The sequence below is a fragment of the Mesorhizobium sp. KR1-2 genome, from assembly GCF_040045035.1.
Lineage (GTDB): Bacteria > Pseudomonadota > Alphaproteobacteria > Rhizobiales > Rhizobiaceae > Pseudaminobacter.
Map to the genome: position 1 here is coordinate 194,979 of NZ_JBDZDS010000010.1, position 17,320 is coordinate 212,298.

20 protein-coding genes are annotated in these 17,320 nt (G+C 60.2%); 3 read left to right on the forward strand and 17 right to left on the reverse strand.

Features of this window, described 5'->3' with window-relative positions; all coding sequences use genetic code 11:
• Positions 1-63: 63 nt before the first annotated feature.
• Positions 64-1,158 carry a helix-turn-helix domain-containing protein gene (locus ABLE85_RS19610; protein ID WP_348794391.1) on the reverse strand — a complete coding sequence of 365 codons (1,095 nt, stop codon included), beginning with the start codon at positions 1,156-1,158 and terminating at the stop codon, positions 64-66.
• Between the two features lie 72 nt (positions 1,159-1,230).
• Between ABLE85_RS19610 and ABLE85_RS19615 the strand changes: the two genes are divergently transcribed.
• The gene (locus tag ABLE85_RS19615; protein WP_348794392.1) at positions 1,231-2,766 is read left to right on the forward strand and encodes an FAD-binding oxidoreductase; all 1,536 of its coding nucleotides are present in this window, start codon (positions 1,231-1,233) and stop codon (positions 2,764-2,766) included.
• A 443-nt stretch (positions 2,767-3,209) separates the two neighbouring features.
• On the opposite strand, the gene ABLE85_RS19620 is transcribed toward ABLE85_RS19615, so the two are convergent.
• The 3 genes from ABLE85_RS19620 to ABLE85_RS19630 all read right to left on the reverse strand — a co-directional run bounded on the left by ABLE85_RS19620 (position 3,210) and on the right by ABLE85_RS19630 (position 5,926).
• Positions 3,210-3,698 carry a hypothetical protein gene (locus ABLE85_RS19620; protein ID WP_348794393.1) on the reverse strand — a complete coding sequence of 163 codons (489 nt, stop codon included), beginning with the start codon at positions 3,696-3,698 and terminating at the stop codon, positions 3,210-3,212.
• A gap of 125 nt (positions 3,699-3,823) precedes the next feature.
• Positions 3,824-4,252, reverse strand: a complete 429-nt coding sequence (locus tag ABLE85_RS19625; protein WP_348794394.1) for a hypothetical protein — start codon at positions 4,250-4,252, stop codon at positions 3,824-3,826.
• A gap of 225 nt (positions 4,253-4,477) precedes the next feature.
• Positions 4,478-5,926, reverse strand: a complete 1,449-nt coding sequence (locus ABLE85_RS19630) for a hypothetical protein (protein WP_348794395.1) — start codon at positions 5,924-5,926, stop codon at positions 4,478-4,480.
• Between the two features lie 1,208 nt (positions 5,927-7,134).
• On the opposite strand from ABLE85_RS19630, the gene ABLE85_RS19635 reads away from it, so the two are divergent.
• The gene (locus ABLE85_RS19635; protein ID WP_348794396.1) at positions 7,135-7,662 is read left to right on the forward strand and encodes a Ku protein; all 528 of its coding nucleotides are present in this window, start codon (positions 7,135-7,137) and stop codon (positions 7,660-7,662) included.
• Positions 7,663-7,977: 315 nt separating this feature from the next.
• On the opposite strand, the gene ABLE85_RS19640 is transcribed toward ABLE85_RS19635, so the two are convergent.
• From ABLE85_RS19640 to ABLE85_RS19675, 8 genes are all read right to left on the reverse strand, one after another.
• A complete protein-coding gene (locus ABLE85_RS19640; RefSeq protein WP_348794397.1) occupies positions 7,978-8,241 on the reverse strand; it encodes a DUF1488 domain-containing protein in 264 nt (87 codons plus the stop codon).
• The gene (locus ABLE85_RS19645) at positions 8,238-8,549 is read right to left on the reverse strand and encodes a hypothetical protein (protein WP_348794398.1); all 312 of its coding nucleotides are present in this window, start codon (positions 8,547-8,549) and stop codon (positions 8,238-8,240) included. The genes ABLE85_RS19640 and ABLE85_RS19645 overlap by 4 nt, the downstream gene beginning before the upstream one ends.
• Before the next feature lie 242 nt (positions 8,550-8,791).
• Positions 8,792-9,061, reverse strand: a complete 270-nt coding sequence (locus tag ABLE85_RS19650) for a hypothetical protein (protein ID WP_348794399.1) — start codon at positions 9,059-9,061, stop codon at positions 8,792-8,794.
• A 37-nt stretch (positions 9,062-9,098) separates the two neighbouring features.
• On the reverse strand, positions 9,099-9,242 hold the full coding sequence (locus ABLE85_RS19655; RefSeq protein ID WP_348794400.1) for a hypothetical protein: 144 nt from the start codon (positions 9,240-9,242) through the stop codon (positions 9,099-9,101).
• A 12-nt stretch (positions 9,243-9,254) separates the two neighbouring features.
• Complete coding sequence (locus ABLE85_RS19660) at positions 9,255-9,479, reverse strand: hypothetical protein (protein WP_348794401.1); 225 nt, start codon at positions 9,477-9,479, stop codon at positions 9,255-9,257.
• Between the two features lie 54 nt (positions 9,480-9,533).
• Entirely contained in the window at positions 9,534-9,800 is a 267-nt protein-coding gene (locus ABLE85_RS19665; protein WP_348794402.1) for a hypothetical protein, read from the reverse strand.
• A 694-nt stretch (positions 9,801-10,494) separates the two neighbouring features.
• On the reverse strand, positions 10,495-12,192 hold the full coding sequence (locus ABLE85_RS19670) for a thiamine pyrophosphate-binding protein (protein ID WP_348794403.1): 1,698 nt from the start codon (positions 12,190-12,192) through the stop codon (positions 10,495-10,497).
• A gap of 343 nt (positions 12,193-12,535) precedes the next feature.
• Positions 12,536-13,009 carry an ester cyclase gene (locus ABLE85_RS19675; protein WP_348794404.1) on the reverse strand — a complete coding sequence of 158 codons (474 nt, stop codon included), beginning with the start codon at positions 13,007-13,009 and terminating at the stop codon, positions 12,536-12,538.
• 449 nt (positions 13,010-13,458) lie between these two features.
• On the opposite strand from ABLE85_RS19675, the gene ABLE85_RS19680 reads away from it, so the two are divergent.
• Positions 13,459-13,662, forward strand: coding sequence for a hypothetical protein (locus ABLE85_RS19680; protein WP_348794405.1), 204 nt, complete (start codon positions 13,459-13,461; stop codon positions 13,660-13,662).
• A gap of 408 nt (positions 13,663-14,070) precedes the next feature.
• Here the strand turns inward: ABLE85_RS19680 and ABLE85_RS19685 are convergent, their stop codons facing one another.
• The 5 genes from ABLE85_RS19685 to ABLE85_RS19705 form a co-directional block, all read right to left on the reverse strand.
• The gene (locus tag ABLE85_RS19685; protein ID WP_348794406.1) at positions 14,071-14,238 is read right to left on the reverse strand and encodes a Thivi_2564 family membrane protein; all 168 of its coding nucleotides are present in this window, start codon (positions 14,236-14,238) and stop codon (positions 14,071-14,073) included.
• A gap of 46 nt (positions 14,239-14,284) precedes the next feature.
• A complete protein-coding gene (locus ABLE85_RS19690; protein WP_348794407.1) occupies positions 14,285-14,626 on the reverse strand; it encodes a hypothetical protein in 342 nt (113 codons plus the stop codon).
• 279 nt (positions 14,627-14,905) lie between these two features.
• The gene (locus ABLE85_RS19695) at positions 14,906-15,301 is read right to left on the reverse strand and encodes a PRC-barrel domain-containing protein (RefSeq protein ID WP_348794408.1); all 396 of its coding nucleotides are present in this window, start codon (positions 15,299-15,301) and stop codon (positions 14,906-14,908) included.
• A gap of 143 nt (positions 15,302-15,444) precedes the next feature.
• Complete coding sequence (locus ABLE85_RS19700) at positions 15,445-16,752, reverse strand: Nramp family divalent metal transporter (RefSeq protein ID WP_348794409.1); 1,308 nt, start codon at positions 16,750-16,752, stop codon at positions 15,445-15,447.
• Positions 16,753-16,864: 112 nt separating this feature from the next.
• Entirely contained in the window at positions 16,865-17,110 is a 246-nt protein-coding gene (locus tag ABLE85_RS19705) for a hypothetical protein (protein WP_348794410.1), read from the reverse strand.
• Between the last annotated feature and the right edge of the window lie 210 nt (positions 17,111-17,320).

A 17,320-nucleotide genomic window follows, 5' to 3' on the forward strand; every position in this document is an offset into this window, starting at 1 on the left:
AGGGTCAATGTGGGTGATTGCGCCTGCCGCAACGCGTGCTGAAAAATACTTTGGGCGGCGCGATCAGTGCCCAGGCCGCGGAAGCATGCAGGCCCGATGATCCCGGGGGGAAACGCCGTAGCTCCGTTTGAAGGCCTTGCTGAAGTGGGAGATGTCCCGAAAGCCGCAATCGAACGCGATTTCGGAAATGCTCTGCCGGGCTAGCGTCGCGTTTTCGAGGGCGCGCCGGCAGGTTTCCAGCCGCTCGGCGAGAACCCATGCGCCGAATGTCGTGCCCATCTGCTGGAACCGCAGATGGATGGTTCGCACCGACACCCTGAGGTGGAAGGCTGCCATGCGCGGCGAAAGCTCCGGCTGGCGGAGATTTTTGCGGCAGAAGGCCAGCACCGTCTCCGCCGGCACTCCCGCGATCTCCCGGCCAAGCTCGCCAGGTGCGGTTGCCAGAGCCAGCAGGTTGCAGATGTTCTCGACGAGCAGGTCGGCCTCGCTCGAACTGTTCATGGGATGATCGCTCAAGCAGGCCAGATGCTCGCAGGCGAGCCGGCCAAAGACCTCGCCGGCTCCAATCCTGGCCAGCGGCGCACGCCGAAACCATGGCGCTCTCTCTTCGAGCGGGCGTCGCGGGATCAGGGCGAGCGTTCTGCTGACCGGTGTCGGGAAGTCGACGTGGAATGACCGCTCGACATCAATGATGCCGATGTCCCCGGCCTCGAGGCTGATGGACGCATCGCCCTGCATGATCTGGCTGCGGCCTGCCTTTTGCCAGCTAACTAGATAACCGCTTTCGCCGGACCGGGCGACATGGCTGCGATTTCGCACGATCTGGTGAGGTTTAGAGACAAAGCAGGCGAGTTTGGCGCCACCGAGTACGCGGCCGGAGATCTGCGCTTCGAAATTCTCCGCGCCTTGCGGTTCGGCGTCGACGTTCAGGATCGCCTGGCACACGGCGTCGCGCCAATAGGAAAAGCGGTGGCGGCTTTCCACGTCGGATGTCGACCAAACACTCGTCACGGCCTGGAACCTCCCTCCGGGCTGAAGATCGGCAAGCAGGCTAACGCAAAGTGCAGCCTTACTCCACCGCATGGCCGCGACGAAAATGCCCGCAGCGCAACGGATGCCGAAAAGATGCGCGCAGGACCAAGCCGGCTTGCGCGCCAAGACAAGACGTCTCGTTCGCAACGACCTAGCCTCCGGTGATCGCGAGGCCGGGCCAAGGACGGAGCAAGGATGATGAGCAACGGACAGCCGAATCTGGGAGCATTCCTGGCGGAGGCGGAAAAGGCGCTCAGCTCCGGCGGCGTCAACCGGAGTGAGGAGACGCTTCGGCGTTATGGCGAGAACACGCTTCCCGGCGGGGACAGGCTGCCGGCCGCGGTCGTCTATCCCGGTTCCACCGCGGATGTGCAGGCGATCGTGCGCGCGGCGAACGCCTATCACGTCCCGCTTTATCCGATCAGCACCGGCAACAATATCGGGCTTGGAAGCCGCTCATCCAACGCGGCGGGGCAAGTCGTCGTGGACCTCGGCCGCAGGATGAACCGCCTCCTGGAAATCGACGAGACGCTCGCCTATGCCGTGGTGGAGCCGGGCGTGAGCTATCAAGCGATGTATGACGAGCTCGTGCGGCGCGGCAACCGGCTCATGCTCGACGTTACCTCGGGGCCGCCGCAGGGCGGCATGCTGGGCAATGCCCTGGACAAGGGTGCCGGCTACACGCCCTATTTCGACCATTTCGGCTTCGCCTGCGGCATGGAGGTCGTGCTGCCCAACGGCGAGATCCTGCGCACCGGCGACGGGGCGCTCGACAGCACCGACATCTCCAACTGGCACACGTCCAAATATTCGTTCGGGCCGATCCTCGACGGCCTGTTTGCACAATCGAACTACGGCATCGTCACCCGCATGGGCATCTGGCTGCTCCCGAGGCCGCCGGCGATCCGCTCCTTCCACTTCGCCTATGACAACGATGACGACCTCGAGGAAATCATCGATCTTTGCCGGCCGCTAAAGCTCTCGAATTTCGTGCCGACGCTGTTTCGCGTCACCAACGACCTTTATCTGTGCGGCTCCGAGGGCGAGAGCGCCGAATACAGGACTTCTGCCGGCAGACGGTCGATCTCCGACGAAGGCCGCAGGGCCCTGCGCGAAAAGCATGGCGTCGGCGCCTGGACCGTTTCGGGCGCGTTCTACGGCGCCAGTGACGCGGCGATCGAGCCCATGATCCAGCGCGTGCGCAGCCATTTCGGGCAATCCGGCAAGGCCCGCTATATTTCGCACGAGGAGGCGAGCGAGATCGCGCCCCTGCAGGTGGCGATCAACGCGTTTGCCGGCGTGCCCAGCCTCGGCGAGCTCGGGCTCCTGAAATGGCGCCCCGGCGGCGGCAACAGCTGGTTCCTGCCCGGGACGCCGATGGTCGGCAAGGTCGCCAATGAATTCCAGCGCCTCTGTCGCGGCATCTACGAAGAGCATGGGCTCGACTACACGGTCATGAATGTTTGTGCCGCCCGCTTCAGCCGGGGGCTGCACGTACTCTCCTTCAATCGCGAAGACGAAGAGGAGAAGGAACGCGCCAGATCATGCTACCGCAAGATGGCGGAGGAGGTGGCGCGACGCGGCGTATTTGTCGGGCGCTCGCCGGTCGACTTCCAGGAATTCCACATGTCCCAGACGATGCCCTCGTTCAGGGGAGCCTGCGCTTCGATTAAGCAGGCGCTCGACCCGAACGGAATTCTTGCTCCGGGACGTTATGGCATCCATGCGGGATAACACCAGCCACCACAGGAGGCGATGAAGCCGGCGTTGCGAAGCCCCCAGAGCGTGCCGAAGGCCAGCCCGTAGCGTGAGCCTTTCGGCGGTCAGCCCATCGGCGAGCAGCTCGCATCCGAACGGGCCGCAAGTATCTTCATCATAAACTCCGCTGCGGCAAAGGGCGTTGGGCGTCCCTACCGCAGCGCGGCATCGGCGTGATCGACGGCAGCTTGGGGGCCGACAGCGGACCGTCTTGTTTCGGATCGGCCCCATCAGAAAGCAGACATTCCGGCCCGCCCGCATTTCGGACAGAAGCAGCTCTCCGATGTTGCCCAAAGACGGACACTTGAACGCAACGTGCTGTTGTCAGCTTCGCGCCAGATATCGACTTTCTCGCCGCCTGGCAAAATTCTCCTCAGTTCTAGAGGGCGAATTCAGCCCTGCGGTGCCTGTATCCGCCTTCAATTGGACGTGCCTTCGACGAAGATCCGCTTCCAATCCCGCTTCATGCTGATGACCAGCCAGCCATTGGTCGTGGCCTCGTCGTAGAGCTCCTGGGTGAACGTGCCGACCTTGGTGTCGGGCAGGCCCTGCGCGGGCCCATAGGCATATTCGCGCTCCGCATCGTCATGCAGCGCGAGCATGCCGAGCCGTCGCCCCTCGCCTGCCGTGGTGTACTCCAACATCTGCCTGTCGCCCGTAGAATTGCCGACTGCGACCACCGGGCGACGCCCGATCATGAGGTGGATCTTGCCGGCGTCGTTGTCGTTCAACAGGAGCTTCGGCTCCTTCGTCAGGATCGGCCGGCCGTCCTTGTCGTAGCCGAACTTCGTCCCTCCTGCCGTACCGACCACCTGCTCCGGCGGGATGCCGTAGGTGGCCTCCGAGTAGACCCGGACAAAGTCCTGGCCGCCGGTGACGATGTAGGTCTTGTAGCCGTTGGCGCGCATGTAGCTCAGAACCTCCTACATGGGCTGGTAGGTGAGCTCGGTATAGGGGCACTTCCAGCGCGAATCCCTGGCGGACGCGAGCCACTTCTGGACCTCGGCCTTGAAATCGTCGACGGTCATACCTGTCAGTGTGGCTTCAAGGACCTTTTCCAGCTCCGCCATCGCTTGGCGATCGCATCGCGGTCGCCCGTCAGCACCGTTTTGAACGGCTCGACCTCTTTCAGTTCCGGCTTGGCGGCGACCAGCGCCGGCACGCGGTCGAGGTAGAAGATCACCTGGCTGTACATCGGGTGCTCGACCCATAGCGTGCCGTCCTGGTCAAAGGCGGCGATCCGGTCGGCCGGCGGCACGAAGTCCGGACTGCCCTCCTGGCTGGTCGCTGCCACGAAATTGTGGATCGCCTGTTTTACCGGCCCGTTGTTCCAGGACGGCAACGGGTCTTGCTGCGCCTGCGCGGGCCATGCCGACCACATCGCGCCGGTTGAAACCAGCACCGCCGCCAGCGTCATGATCAGCTTGCGTCGAGTGATCTCAAAGCGACGGAGCATTTCCATGTGACGCCTCCCTGTCGGTCGTCTGCGGCCACCCTGGACCTCTCATCCTTCAACCACGCCCCCGGCGGCTTTGATCAGGTGCGGTGCGACTACAACGCCCCTCGCCCGCTGGCGATCGCGGGGCATGGCTGCACGCCAGCACACGTCTGGTGAAACAGGTTCTTTATAATTGTCCCAGGTCGACGCGGGCAGGTTGGCGACCACGAGCGCCGAGCAAACGGAAATCTAGTCAGCTCTCACGAAGCCCATATTGTCACCGATGACGGTCGTCGGGCCAATCGGCAGTGGCTCGGGATTGCTGATCTCAAGCTCGACGAATTCGAGCTTGTCCTTCCATGCCTTCTTCAGAAAATCCGCGAAAGCAAGAATGGTGAGTTGCTCGCCAGGACACCGCCGGTAGCCGAAGCCAAAGGGCGCAAAACCCGCATAGTCACAGACGACAAGCGGCTTGCCGTCGACCTTCCCAAACACCGTCCCGAAGGCACTGTTTTCCATTGTGCCTTTGCGGCCATCCGTCAATTCGAAGCTCGTCTTCTCGAACGGGCATTTCGCGAAGCCCATGGAAAGCACCTTGGCCTCGTCGATGTCCTGGCTGGTTGGCTGGTGCTCGTAGCGAGACGGATCGAAGTCGGTCGGGTTCTTCCAGTGGACCGGGTCCTTGCTCGTGGATGTGTGCGGGGTCACGATGTAGCCATGCCGATCATAGTAGGGCGGCCGGGTTTCGGTGAGTGCGGAAATGCTGCCGCCATTGGGCGAGATGGTGCGAAACAGCTCCATCGTGAAGCGCTCCAGCGGCGTGAACGGAGCGCCGTTGGCGTTGTCGAAATCGCCCTCCATGGTGGACTTGAACCATGACCTGGCTTCCGGGTCGCCGGTCCCAGTGCCGAGTTTCCGCATGATGTTGTAGAGCGTGTTTCCCCACTGGCTGAACGCCACGAAGTTATGGAAGCACTCGAAAACGACGTCCTTGGGAGCGAAATACTCGCCGTCCCCGGCGTTCTTGATCCAGTACCAGGCAAAGGTCTTGTCCGGATTCTGGATCTTGCCTCCCTTGATGTCGGCAATCTTCTCGTCGATCCAGGCCTTGAGATAACCCAGGTTCGAATGGACGACCATGTAATTGTCGTAGACGATCCGCGTCGTCGGGTCGCGATAGGCAAGCACGGTATTGAAGGCATTTCCGATCTGGCGGATGCGGTCCGGCACCTGGTCATGCGAGACGCCGAGATGCAGGTCCCAATAGAGATCCCAATAGGCCTCGAGATAGGGCCGCATCAGCGGCTTCCCGGCATTCTCGTCCGACATCAGCCTGTCGAAAAATGCCGTAACTTTCCCACCGTATTTCTCACGATAGAGATCGGGCGTCACGGCCGACATGTAGATGCGCTTTCTGCGATTGTCCGGCCCGCGCTTTTCGAGCCCCTGCAGGAACACCGTCACGCCGTGCTCGGGCGCCGGCTGCCAGGTTTCGCTCAACAGGCCCCAGAGGTCGTAAGGCAGCGCGTTCTCTTTCGTGAGGGCCACCCCGATCATCGGGAGCATCGGCTCTTCGCCGTGATAGGTGCTCACGAGAAAGTATGGAACGATGACGTTTTCAAAATAGGCGGGATCGAAAGTGCTGGCGAACTGGGCGCGCAGACGCGCCGCAGCCGACGCGGCGTCCGCCGGTGACAAGGGTTGGCCTGCTGCTGGCGGTGATTGTGGATGGGCAACATTTGCCGACAAAGCAGCGGCGGCAGCGGTTGCACCGCCGGTGAGGAACGTACGCCTTCTCATGGTCGGCTCCTCTGGGACGAGTGAGAGGTCACATTTCGCCTTGAAAACCTGCCAAGTGCTGTCAGAGAACTAGGCAGCTCTCTCGGTCCGACAAGCTACAACCGCGGTAGCCTCCAAGGGGCGCGACGCCGCCCGGCAGTTTGGGGCCGCTAGCGGCTGGGCCGCTTTTGAATGACAAGGCTTACAAGCAGACGTTCGGATCATAAGGCGTCATGACGGAGGCTGCCACTGATAGGCGATAAGAGCCTCGGATGAGACGACGGGCCCGTCAGCATTTGCGCGCACCCGCGAAAACTCGCTAAACGGCACGAGCCGACTCACTTCGCCGGCGTCCCGAGGCGGGAGGCCGATTCAGTACAGTTGCGGCACCGCCACAGGGGCCGCCGAGCCTCAATGAAGATTGCGGCCGTATGCATGGGGACGATCTACGGCATGCACGTTCGAGTGAGAGGGTCGGGGGCGCGTGATGCCGTGGGTTCTTTTGTATGTCTTGCCGTATGTCCTACCGCCTACTGTGCGGCCATTATGGTAATTGGTGGAAGCCGTGATCCCCGTTGCGCCGCCAACTCCCGTCGTCGACGTAAGAGCCATGAGGTTTATGAAAAGCGAGAAAAGCAACGTGCGCATGGCCGTCACCTCCTTAGCCTTTGTTCCGCAAAATGTGCCTCGGGCGCGCCAGTCAAGAAAGCGCGCCCGCCCGTCAGGTGGAAGCCGACGGGCGAGAGTTTAGCCATTTGATCGGTTCCAAACGATCGAACTGGAATCAAGGTTCCTGGAGTACGAAAAAAGCCCGCCCAGGGAACCAGAGCAGGCAATTCACGCAGCGAACCAGCTTGTTCGCGGCGACAGTTTAGCTCGAGCTCGTCTGCGGACACTGCGGACAGGTGCGGACACCTCTTTACTGTCCGCACCTGGAGACACTTTGCGCCGCCGTCCCTCCCGCATTGCACTATCGTCCAGGAAAGCCCCCGTTGAAGCCATGGGGCCTGTGTCCAATCCTTCCCCCGGAAGCTTTTGCGTCGATCGGCGAACGTTTTCCGTCGGGCGGAGCGAGCGGAACGATTGAGGCGCGCAGCCGTTCTCCAACCGTGTTGGAGTAGCGTGTCATGAGTACCGTGCGGGCCCTGTGGAAGGGCTTCCTTCGGCTTGGCAACGTCACCTGCGGCGTGAGACTGACAGGTGCTTGGACCGCGGCAGAGGCGACCCACTTCAAGACCCTGAACCGCCAGACCCGGGAGCCGGTGAAAGCCGCCTACGTCGACGAGCAAGATTTTCTGCTCCTCGAGGCCGACGAAATGGTGGCCCTTAAGCCGCTGCCCGAGCACGTCATTATTCTAGAGGGCTTCGTCTTCAGGGCCGAGGTCGACCCGATCGATTTCGAGAAGCCATATTACCTCTCGCCGGTCGACAATCCGTCGACGGAGCCGTTCAGCCTCCTCCGCGATGCCATGAGGAAGAGCGACATGGCCGCGCTTGCAACGGTCGTGCTCTTCCAGCACGAACGCCACGTGCTCCTCGAGCCACTCGACAAGGGCATCCTGTTGACCATCCTGCGCAGCGCCAAGGAAGTCGTGCCGGCATCGAAGGTTGCGCCGCCGAAGGGCAAGAAGCCCAAAGCCAAGACGACGCACTAAAACGCGACAAAGTGTTTATCCTGCATGAGGCATGCGAGGGGCGGGGCAACGTGTGACACCCCAGGTCGATGGTGCATGGTTCGGACCGTGGCATTCCCGTAGGGACCAAGGCTGGTCCAGCGTGCATGGGGTAATGATCGCGCCGGCCACTCCATAGATGGATGGTCATGTCCAGCATCACCCCAGCAGAAGATGCCGAAGCTGATCGTGGTCGTGGCGTTCGACCGCGATGAGGACGGCGAGCCGACGACGCTGTTCGTCAGCGGCGAAGTGCCGGATATGGAGTGATGCGGTCAGACTAGCCGACCTTGGCTTCTACCGCAGATCGGCTTCCGTCAGGACATAGAAGCTCTTGTCGCAACGAGCATATGCCTTCTGTGCTGCATCAAGGATTGGAACTCGCGCGGCGTCGAAGGCCGCCAGACACTTTTCTTCGGTGTCGATCAATGGAACTATCTTCAAGAGTGCTCCAACTTCGATCGAGAAAGGTATTTGGAACGTTCCGTCATATCCAACGAAGCGTACGCGTTTAGCGGCTCCATCATAGCTTCGGCTGCGATTGGGAAAGTTGAGCATCATGAGCCCCCCGGACCTGATCGAACGACCTCTGCCTCCCTTGCTGCTTTGCACTTTTGAGCATTGCGCGCATTGAGATGAACCATGGTGGCGGTGGCTTCCGTCCGTTCCAGTCCGGTCATAGGCCGACCTTCCAAGACCGCAGGGACGCCCGTGAATACGTGGTAGATCGTCCACGATCCATCCGCCTCAACGCGGCGGCCATAGTTGTGGTAGATGCTGTGCTGCGCCAGCGCGCCACCCTCATTTTCCCAGACGGCGATATCGAAAGCGTCTCGGCCTCTCTTGGTTTTTTGCTCGTTCACCTGCATGGCGACGCTCCTAACGATCAGAGGGTCGTTCAATTGTTCTCTGTCGGCGACCTCTTCGTCCGCCTACAGCAGCCTGTTGCGCTCCACGAGTTCACGAATACGCCGAAGGGTGCCGTCACAGTCGGATTTCTTGCGGCGCAAAAGCTCGGCATTATCGCCAGGTTGGATGCGGCCATCAGGCATAAGATCCGGTGTCGGGTATGGTATAGGCCGCTTCGGGCCGGAGGCTATTGTGATGTGTGTCATTGTTGCTGCCCTTCGCGAATGAACTGCCGTTTGGATAAAGCCGCTTCCTTCCAGACTGGCCTCACTGTCGCGCAGTAGAGTTTGCACCCCAGATCGTGGTTGATGCTGACGATGTCCGGATCCTGCGGCATATCGAGCGTACGCAAGAGCGATCTGGCCATTCCGATCGCCGCGTCAGTATCGAGCACGTCGCAGGTCACGCGACCGAGAAGCGCGTGCGCGTTGTCCAGTTCCCGAAGTCGATAGAATTCAATGACGACTTTCATCTGGGTTACCTGTCGTAAGAGATTGCGCGCACAACGCTCATTTCTTGGGCGGGCGCTGCCCTGCTTTGCCGTTGTCAGCGAGCCTGATTTGCGAGCCAAACGGCGTCTCGACCTTGGCTGGCGCCTTTGTCTTCTTTGGTTTCCTGATTTCGCGGTTACCGCGCAGCTGGCCTTTTGCCATGGCACTCTCCTGTCAGTTGACACAGATTGCGACCGGCGGCGTGTCGACGAGCACAAGGGTGTTCTCGGTTGTCACACGCTCATGCCGCTCGCCATCGTTGCGAATGCGGTATTGAGGCGAGTTGTCCCGTTCCGGCAGCGTCGCGATGATGCGGTAGGTCCCTGCCGTCGTGTCTGACTGGTTGAACCTGTTCTTGAGGTGAACCGACTGTCCTATGGCGAAACGATGGGGTGACATTTTCTTCTGTCCTTTGGTTTCACCCGTGCCAGATTTCAGCGCGAGCTTGGAACTTCATGGTTCCTGTTCATGATCCTGCTTGAGTACGGCTTCCAATTCAGAGGGATCGATCTCTACCAGTTGTGCGGTCATCTTGTTTGTTGAGACGGCTGGCAGGTGGATGAAGGTTGCGACGCGGCGCCAGGCGAGCCAGGACGCGCCGTCGATGAGATCCTCATCTTGATCGATGGCGTAGTCACCCGGCGGCTGCACCTCGTCGACGCCCCTCAATGCGAAGGGCGCGAAGAAGTGGACAATGGATTGGATCGTGCGTGTCGACATGTTCATGTCCTCGCGAAACAAAAGACTGGGATTTGAACCCGCTTCCTTGCTCCGCCGTTTTCGGACCTCGATTGAGATCAAGAGCTGTCGGTACCGTCCGTTTGGCCCTCGACGATCCGCCAGGCCGGTGCGCTCTAGCACTGGCATGGACGAAAACATCCGTGTTGCCATCGCGAAGCAAAGCCGTGCCACGCGCTCAAGCATCGTAAATCTGGATAGAGATTGGCGGGTCGAGAACGACTGACGCCGCGAGAGGCCAAATCAGGCCAAATAGACGAACAAACACCCTATAAGGAGATTACGGTTTATCTAAGGCAGGAAACTCTCGAGGCTCCACCATGTCTTTCCGGTATGCTTTTGGTATGCTGTCGATGTCAGGCATGAGTGTGAAGGCGTATAGCTGCTCGTTTGGCAATGACCGTTGCGGATACGGATGTTGTGGAGGACGTCGGCGACGACGTCACCGTGCAGCAGTCCACAATCCTCCGATCTCGCCTATGCTTCGCCGCCAGCCAGCCATTCTGTCGCCTTGGGCTCGATGTGGGTGCCAATTGCCGTGTCGGCCGCAAGCTCACGGGATCTCCGGCGGCGATTTGGGCGCGTTACACCCAAAGCCCGCTGGTTGCGATCGACGGGCGAACACTCGGCGGCCGCTTGTTTTGCCCCAGATCTGGTGCCGTGCCGTCTGTGCGTATTATGGCGTGGCGCCGTACATGGCCTGCAGTTGGCCATGGGCGAAGGCGAGAGCCGGTGGCATGTCCATCTTGCCGGCCATGATTTCGATATAGGCGCCGGATTTGCTGGCGCGGGCCGACTTCATCGCTTCATCAAGTTCGCCGAGCGTGGTCACACGAGCAGTGAACCAGTCGGTGCAACCGAGTGCCTTGGGCAGTTCGGCGTAGTTCCAAGGCGCGAGGTCGTTGTAGGTCCAGTTCGGATTTTCCTCCAATGCCCGCTCGACAAGGTAACCACTGTTGTTGAGCACGAAGACGATAACGTTTGCGCCGAACCGCCCCATTGCGCCGATGTCGTTCGCCGTCAGTTGATGCGAGCCTTCGCCCGTGATCAGAATTGTCCGCCGGCTCGGGTCGGCAAGCGCGACACCAAGGGCGGCCGGGGTCGCCCAACCGATGGAACCCCACAGAACTTGCGCTTCCACCCGCACACCATCCGGAAGGATGGTTGGCGTCATGCCGAGGCTTGAACTCCCGGTCTCGAGAACGACCGTGTCCCCGGCGCGCAGGAATGCCGCATAGCGCGGATAGAGCGCCGCCATCGTGATCTTGTCGGACGGGTCGCCGTTTACCGGTGCGAGCCCCTGCGGTTTTCCCCGGTACGGCGCCGATGACCCTTTGAACTTGGCCAACTCAGACAGAACGTCCGCAAGTCGGACATTGGCGATAACTTCGTCTCCGATCCTGACGTCGTCGAGGCCGACGGTAATGAACCGGGACAGATCGAGGTGGCTGGAATAGGCGGCCGTGGTGATGTCGTTCAGATTGACACCACCCAGATCGAGGACGAGCTCGGCGCCTTCAACGATTTGCCGCGTGTTCGGTTCTGACACCGCCCCGGCATACATGCCGGCAAACTGCGGATGACCCTCGTCGATCGAGCATTTTTCCATGAGCGTCGTCACAAAAGGACAGCCCAACGCTTCGATCGCCTTCTGGGCCTGTTTTTGTAGGCCAAGCCGCGAAACTGTGGCCGCCGGAATCGCGACGACGGATTTTGCCTTGTTGAAACGCTCGGCGATGGCCGCCATCGCCTTTTGTAACGCTGCTTCGTTTGATCGAGGCACGATCGGCTTCACGTCAGCCGACACGACCGGGGATAGCGCGTAGTCCGACGGCACGGCGATATAGGCCGGCTGATTGTTGCGGTGCGCCTCCGCGATGAGGCGCTCCATTTCGACGACGCAGTTCTCCGGATTGATGACCGCGTGACAGCAGGCCGCGTCAGCGGACAGCGCAACGAAATTGCCGAACACGCCGTCGCCGAGCGTGTGATGGGCGATCTTGTGTACGCGCTGGTTCTGATAGGATGGCATTCCGACGATGTGAAAAACCAGGGAACGTTCCGCCTTGGCCCCCATTACGCCGTTTATGGCCGAGAGCTCGCCGACGCCATAGGTCGTGACCAACATCGCTGCGCCCCGGATGCGCGCATAGCCGTCAGCGGCGTAAGCCGCATTCAATTCGTTGGCACAGCCGATCCACTTCACTTTGGGGCTGCTATCAACCGCATTGCAGATCGGGAACACATAGTCGCCGGCAACGCCAAAGCAGTGTTCGATCCCTTCTGCCGCAAGTCGATCGATGATGTAGTCGGCGACACTCATCGCCTTTGCCGTTTTCGACGACGCGTCGGATTGTCGAGCTGGCATGGTCATGCTCCTCTTCGTTTTGCTGACGTCGTTGATTGGGCGAAGGTCCTGGTCTCAGTGTCCCGCCGATGTGCATCGCCAGCGCGTACGTCGCCCCGGAGCATCAAGTTTGGCTGAGCTTCTAAGCCCCGCGGAACATGATGCGGGTGCGCGCCGTAAACGCCACCCGGCTTCGGCGGTTCCAACGGGCACCCGAATTATTCTTGGATTAGCGGTGTTCGATTTCTTACATGCGGCCTAACTTTTGCGGTCGCCATGGAGCCGGTACCGGATTCGGGCTACTGCCATGAAATTGCTGTCACAATCGCCGCAGTCTGCGGGTCCGATGTCGGGCCCCGATCTCGATTGCCTATCGAGACAGGTGGCCCAATTCCCGCAGACCGGTCATCCAATCTTCGGTGTGCCAGGTACGAACGATCTTGCCGTTCTCGATTTCGTGGATATCGACAGCCTGAATCCTCATGGATCGCCCTGTTGCGGGCAGACCGGCGAAAGCTTGGCGCTGGGTTCCAGTGATCGTGGACCGAACAACGACCTTGTTTCCGTCCTGGATGAGATCCTCGATCTTGATGTCGAAATCGGGAAATGCGTTCACCAGCATGGCCATTGCCGCTTTTGCAGCCTCGGGTCCGTGCGGAGCGTCGGAAGGCGAAGGTATGTCGACCCAGCTCGGCGCCAGTATCTTCTCAAGCAGTGCCGCATCATGGTGTGCAAAGGCCTCGTACCACTGCGACGCGATTTGCCTCGGTTCGTTCGCCGCTGGTGTGGCACTCGCCTGAACTGCGAAAAACGAACCGGCGATCGATGCGATGAGCGACTTCATGGCGTCCACCTCAAGCTATGTGTCCGAAAGACCGGCAGCATGCCACATTGGGGGCAGCAAAGTCGCTTCGACATGCGTTAGGCTGCTTTAGCCATTTGGTTGAGGCCGCCCGTCAACACCTTATCGGTCTCGGTCTCTTCCGACAGGGCTTGATCCAAGAGTTTGACTGCATCCTTCAGCCCGAGGTTTGCGCCGCCGAAGAGCACGGAAACGCCAAGTCGCCGGCCTGAAACGCAAAAAGAAGCCCGCCGCCTCGGGTGAGACGACGGGCTGGGGAAAACACCAAGTAGGTCAGCAACCCAAACAGTAATATCGCCCGCGCTGCCGCCTCACCCGCATTGCCTCCTGGCCTTGGAAGGACCCAACACGGTGGTGGAGATGGGCTTGAAGGATTGACGGTTTGTGAGATTCTGCGCACCATTTCCGCACACGGGGAGTGGAGTGGGGGAATGACCGACATTGTCGAGGATCTTCGCGCAATGGCGGCGAACCCTGGCGGCTACGCAAAGGCCGAAGTGGTAGAGCTGCTTATGAAGGCCGCCGACACGATAGAAAATGACAGGGCGGCGCTGGCCAAAGCCAGAGGTGGTATCATCGAGGCGATCGGCCACCTGGACAAAGCAATAGGAAGGCGAGTCGACGAGGGCGCATGACAGCTATCTGGGCGAAGGCGGTCTTGCCTTCATGAAGGTATGCGGACCAGCACCGGACTGAGCCAGGCCACCCATCGTATGAGCGGCCGAAGGCCAATTGACCGGGTGCCATTACCGTCGCCACCGCTGGACTGTTCTTATAAAGACCGGAATATTCCCAAATACCTATCGTGAGATCGATGGCATCGTAGGAATACCCCATCAGGCGCCGATCCGGCCGCCTAGGCCGGCGCGCTTGGGGCATGATCGCGCCGGCCGCTCCACCGAGTGATATCAAGGCTAAGCCGCCTGCCCGGCGCGCACGGGCGCTCGCCGCACCAGACGACCTCGTACGGACCCGTTCCAGCCGACTCGCCCCCGAGGCGGGAACGCGGGAACTCAATGCTATGGATGTGAAGCGCCGATCGTTCAGAAGATAGCCAGGTATTTCAGCAGCGAAACAATGCCGATGATGATGACGATGATTTGAATGATCTGTCGTAGACCGGAATCTATTGGCAGGCGCTGAACAAGGTACAGCACCAGAACCACGACTAGAAAAGTGATCAGTACGCCGATGATTGCTGATGAGCCCACGGCGGAACTCCTTGGAACCTGCAAGCCTGAACTCAGGGCAGAGTTCTCAGCCCCAATAGCTACGGCGGCCTGAACTGTTGGTCGTCATGCCTATGGCGACACCAATCGTGAAACCGAGCAATGCCGCCATTCCAAACACAAAGGTAACTGTGACTGGACTCTCACGAGCGACTTCGGACACTGATTGCGTCTGCGCACTAAGCCGCTTTGCGGCACGCGAAGCTCGGGCCGATGCAGTTTCGATCGCTTCGCGGGCCAGCCTAGCTCCCCTTTCCTCAATAGAATTGTTGATCTTGCCTATCTCGCCGCGCAGTTCTGCGATCTGCTTTTCGAATGTCTTTTGAACGTCTTCGATATTCAGGCCCACTGCCTTGGGAGCATTAGCCATCGCCTTATCCTTCGCACATATCCGCTAGAACGGTGCGGAAAGCCAAACGTTCCGCCGCGTGACAACGAGATCGTCAGGCGCGCGTCCAATGAAGTTTCCGCTCCGGAGCGGAAACTATTCAGTATTTTCAGCCGGGAGAGTCGCGCAGAGAATTCAAGCGGCGAGCGGAGGAGTTGTATTAGGCCTCATGTTGATGCCGCTTGCGGCAAAGCGGCATCAACACCAAGCGTCATGAAGTTCCGGCCTGGAAGCCCTTTTTCTGCGGCCACTCGGCCGCAATCACCGTTTCCAGCGGCCTTCGTACTTGAACTCCGGGGCCGCCTTGAGCTGATCTTTGGACGCGTCCATCGTCGCCATCCACTTCTTGTCGTTCTCGTCGTAGTCGATCTTCACCGCTTTAGGGCTGACCACGACGTAGTGTTCGCCTAGGCCGAGGACTCCACCAACGGAGACGATGTAACCTGACAGCGTGCCATGCGAGAGAACGAGGTCTTTGATCTCCCCCACGTCTTCATTCGCGCCGTTTTTGATTTTGAGCCCAACGAGATTGTAACTGAGCACGTCCGTCGGCTTTGCGGCTACAAAGGTCTCAGCGCTGGTGCTTTCAGCATTTTGCGCGTGAGCCGCGCAGATCAAAGGAACTGTCGTGGCTAATGCGATCAGGATCCTGCGCATGACTTTCGTCCTTTCTTCTCTTCCTGCCAAATGCCAGCGTTAACCCGGACGTCCAGTTGTTGTTCCAAGTCACCTAGGCGACTATCGCTTGAAGGGTCGACTGTTCTCACATCCGGAAGCACGGCCGCGTGCCTTCACACGAGCTACAAAAAACTAGTCACGATCATCGCCATCGCCGTCAGAGTCATCACCGCCGTCGAAAGCCAGCCAACTGCGCGAAGCCAGGCGCCGATGGTGTTCCTGCCCATGATGCGCGATTGCACGGCCATCAGCATCATCATCGCCATGATCGGAGCCGCCACGACGCCATTGATGACGGCACTCCAATACAAGGCCCTGATCGGATTGATCGGACTGAAGTTCAAACCTACGCCGATCAACGTCGCGATCGCAATCGTCGCGTAGAAGGCCTTTGCCTGCCTGGGCTTCCGATCGAGCCCGGTCGGCCACCGCAAGGCATCGCCGACCGCATATGCGGCCGATCCCGCGAGGACTGGCACCGCCAGGAGCCCTGTGCCGACAATTCCCAGGGCGAAAATCGTTTCGGCCATCGCTCCGGCCAGCGGCCTGAGCGCCTGCGCTGCCTTGGCGGAGCTGTCGATCTGGGTAATGCCGTTCACATTGAGCGTCGCAGCGGCCGTCACCATGATCGACAGCGCAACGACGTTCGACAAGCCCATGCCGACGAAGGTGTCCTGATGTATCCGGGCCGTGGCATCTTCCGTCTGCTCGGGTGCGCCCTTGAGCGCTTTCCTTTCGGGCACGGCCCGGATGTCCTCCACCTCCTGGGAAGCCTGCCAGAAAAACAGGTACGGACTGATGGTGGTGCCAAGGATGGCAACGATGGCAGTCAGATAGTTTTTATCGAAGGAGACATGCGGAAAGAAGAAGTTCAGCGCCAGAGTGGACCAGTCGACTTTCACGAAAAACAGGGTGACGACATAGGCAAAGAGCGCGAGCGTCAGCCATTTCAGGACGCCGACATATCGATCGTAGGACAGGTAGACCTGCGTCACGACGCAAATGACGCCGAATGTCAGAACGTAGACGATCTGCGGCCCTCCGATCAGCACCCGCACGGCGTCGGCCATGGCTCCTATGTCGGCGCCGACATTGATGATGTTTGCTACCAGCAGCAGCGCGACACAGACGTAGACGACCGGGTTCCGGTAGAACATTCGCAAATTGCCGGCGATCCCCCGACCCGTGGTGTGGCCGAGCTGTGCGCTGATTATTTGGATGGCGACCATCAGCGGATAGGAGAACAACAGCGTCCAACTGGGCGCATAGCCAAACTGCGCACCCGTCTGGGAATAGGTGGCGATTCCGCTTGGGTCGTCATCCGAGGCGCCGGTAATCAGGCCGGGGCCTAGCACCTTCAGTAGGTGCGGCATGGTCGGCGCCACGGCGTGGACGGCCGCCCGGTTGTCCGCTTTTGCATTCTTGGCCATCGACGAGATTTCAGCGTGGTGGATTGAAGGCAACCAACTCGCCAATCATGCTGTGGTTCCAGCCTTGGCCTGGCTTCTGACAGGCTTCTCGGTCCCGATCTGCTTCGGCGTCTCAGAATGTCGGTCGTCGAGCGTAGCCGTTCCTATGGATATGAACTGCGGTGTCCAGAATCTCTTCCAGGCTGCGGTTGCCCATCGAGTAGAGCGACAGGATCCTTGCCGCGATCTCGTTCCGCTCGCCTGCTTCCACGAGGTGCAGCGTTTTCGCTGCGCGCCGGACCAGTTCATCGAGCCTGTCCAGTTCCTCTGGATAATGAGGGCCGCCTTGATGGGGGTTGTGGGAAAGATATTTGCGCATGGCTCGCCCTCCCGCTCAGGCGTCATGTCTGAGGGCTCTGGCAAGCGCCTCAACTCTGATATAGCCGGCCTTGAAAAGGTCGAGGGCTGTTGATTTCCGCCAGGAACTGACCCGGGATTTCCGCCGAGAATTGACCCGCCTTTCAGGTATGTTTCGGTTCGGTGGTGGTGGTCAAGGTCCTGCTTTTCTCCTTCGTGGTTTTGGTCTCAT

Coding starts and splice junctions, on each gene's coding strand:
- ABLE85_RS19615 (WP_348794392.1), top strand. CDS start 1,231: ATGAGCAACGGACAGCCGAATCTGGGAGCATTCCTGGCGGAGGCGGAA.
- ABLE85_RS19620 (WP_348794393.1), bottom strand. CDS start 3,698: ATGCGCGCCAACGGCTACAAGACCTACATCGTCACCGGCGGCCAGGAC.
- ABLE85_RS19625 (WP_348794394.1), bottom strand. CDS start 4,252: ATGGAAATGCTCCGTCGCTTTGAGATCACTCGACGCAAGCTGATCATG.
- ABLE85_RS19635 (WP_348794396.1), top strand. CDS start 7,135: ATGAGTACCGTGCGGGCCCTGTGGAAGGGCTTCCTTCGGCTTGGCAAC.
- ABLE85_RS19640 (WP_348794397.1), bottom strand. CDS start 8,241: ATGATGCTCAACTTTCCCAATCGCAGCCGAAGCTATGATGGAGCCGCT.
- ABLE85_RS19645 (WP_348794398.1), bottom strand. CDS start 8,549: ATGCAGGTGAACGAGCAAAAAACCAAGAGAGGCCGAGACGCTTTCGAT.
- ABLE85_RS19650 (WP_348794399.1), bottom strand. CDS start 9,061: ATGAAAGTCGTCATTGAATTCTATCGACTTCGGGAACTGGACAACGCG.
- ABLE85_RS19655 (WP_348794400.1), bottom strand. CDS start 9,242: ATGGCAAAAGGCCAGCTGCGCGGTAACCGCGAAATCAGGAAACCAAAG.
- ABLE85_RS19660 (WP_348794401.1), bottom strand. CDS start 9,479: ATGTCACCCCATCGTTTCGCCATAGGACAGTCGGTTCACCTCAAGAAC.
- ABLE85_RS19665 (WP_348794402.1), bottom strand. CDS start 9,800: ATGTCGACACGCACGATCCAATCCATTGTCCACTTCTTCGCGCCCTTC.
- ABLE85_RS19670 (WP_348794403.1), bottom strand. CDS start 12,192: ATGACCATGCCAGCTCGACAATCCGACGCGTCGTCGAAAACGGCAAAG.
- ABLE85_RS19675 (WP_348794404.1), bottom strand. CDS start 13,009: ATGAAGTCGCTCATCGCATCGATCGCCGGTTCGTTTTTCGCAGTTCAG.
- ABLE85_RS19680 (WP_348794405.1), top strand. CDS start 13,459: ATGACCGACATTGTCGAGGATCTTCGCGCAATGGCGGCGAACCCTGGC.
- ABLE85_RS19690 (WP_348794407.1), bottom strand. CDS start 14,626: ATGGCTAATGCTCCCAAGGCAGTGGGCCTGAATATCGAAGACGTTCAA.
- ABLE85_RS19695 (WP_348794408.1), bottom strand. CDS start 15,301: ATGCGCAGGATCCTGATCGCATTAGCCACGACAGTTCCTTTGATCTGC.
- ABLE85_RS19700 (WP_348794409.1), bottom strand. CDS start 16,752: ATGGCCAAGAATGCAAAAGCGGACAACCGGGCGGCCGTCCACGCCGTG.
- ABLE85_RS19705 (WP_348794410.1), bottom strand. CDS start 17,110: ATGCGCAAATATCTTTCCCACAACCCCCATCAAGGCGGCCCTCATTAT.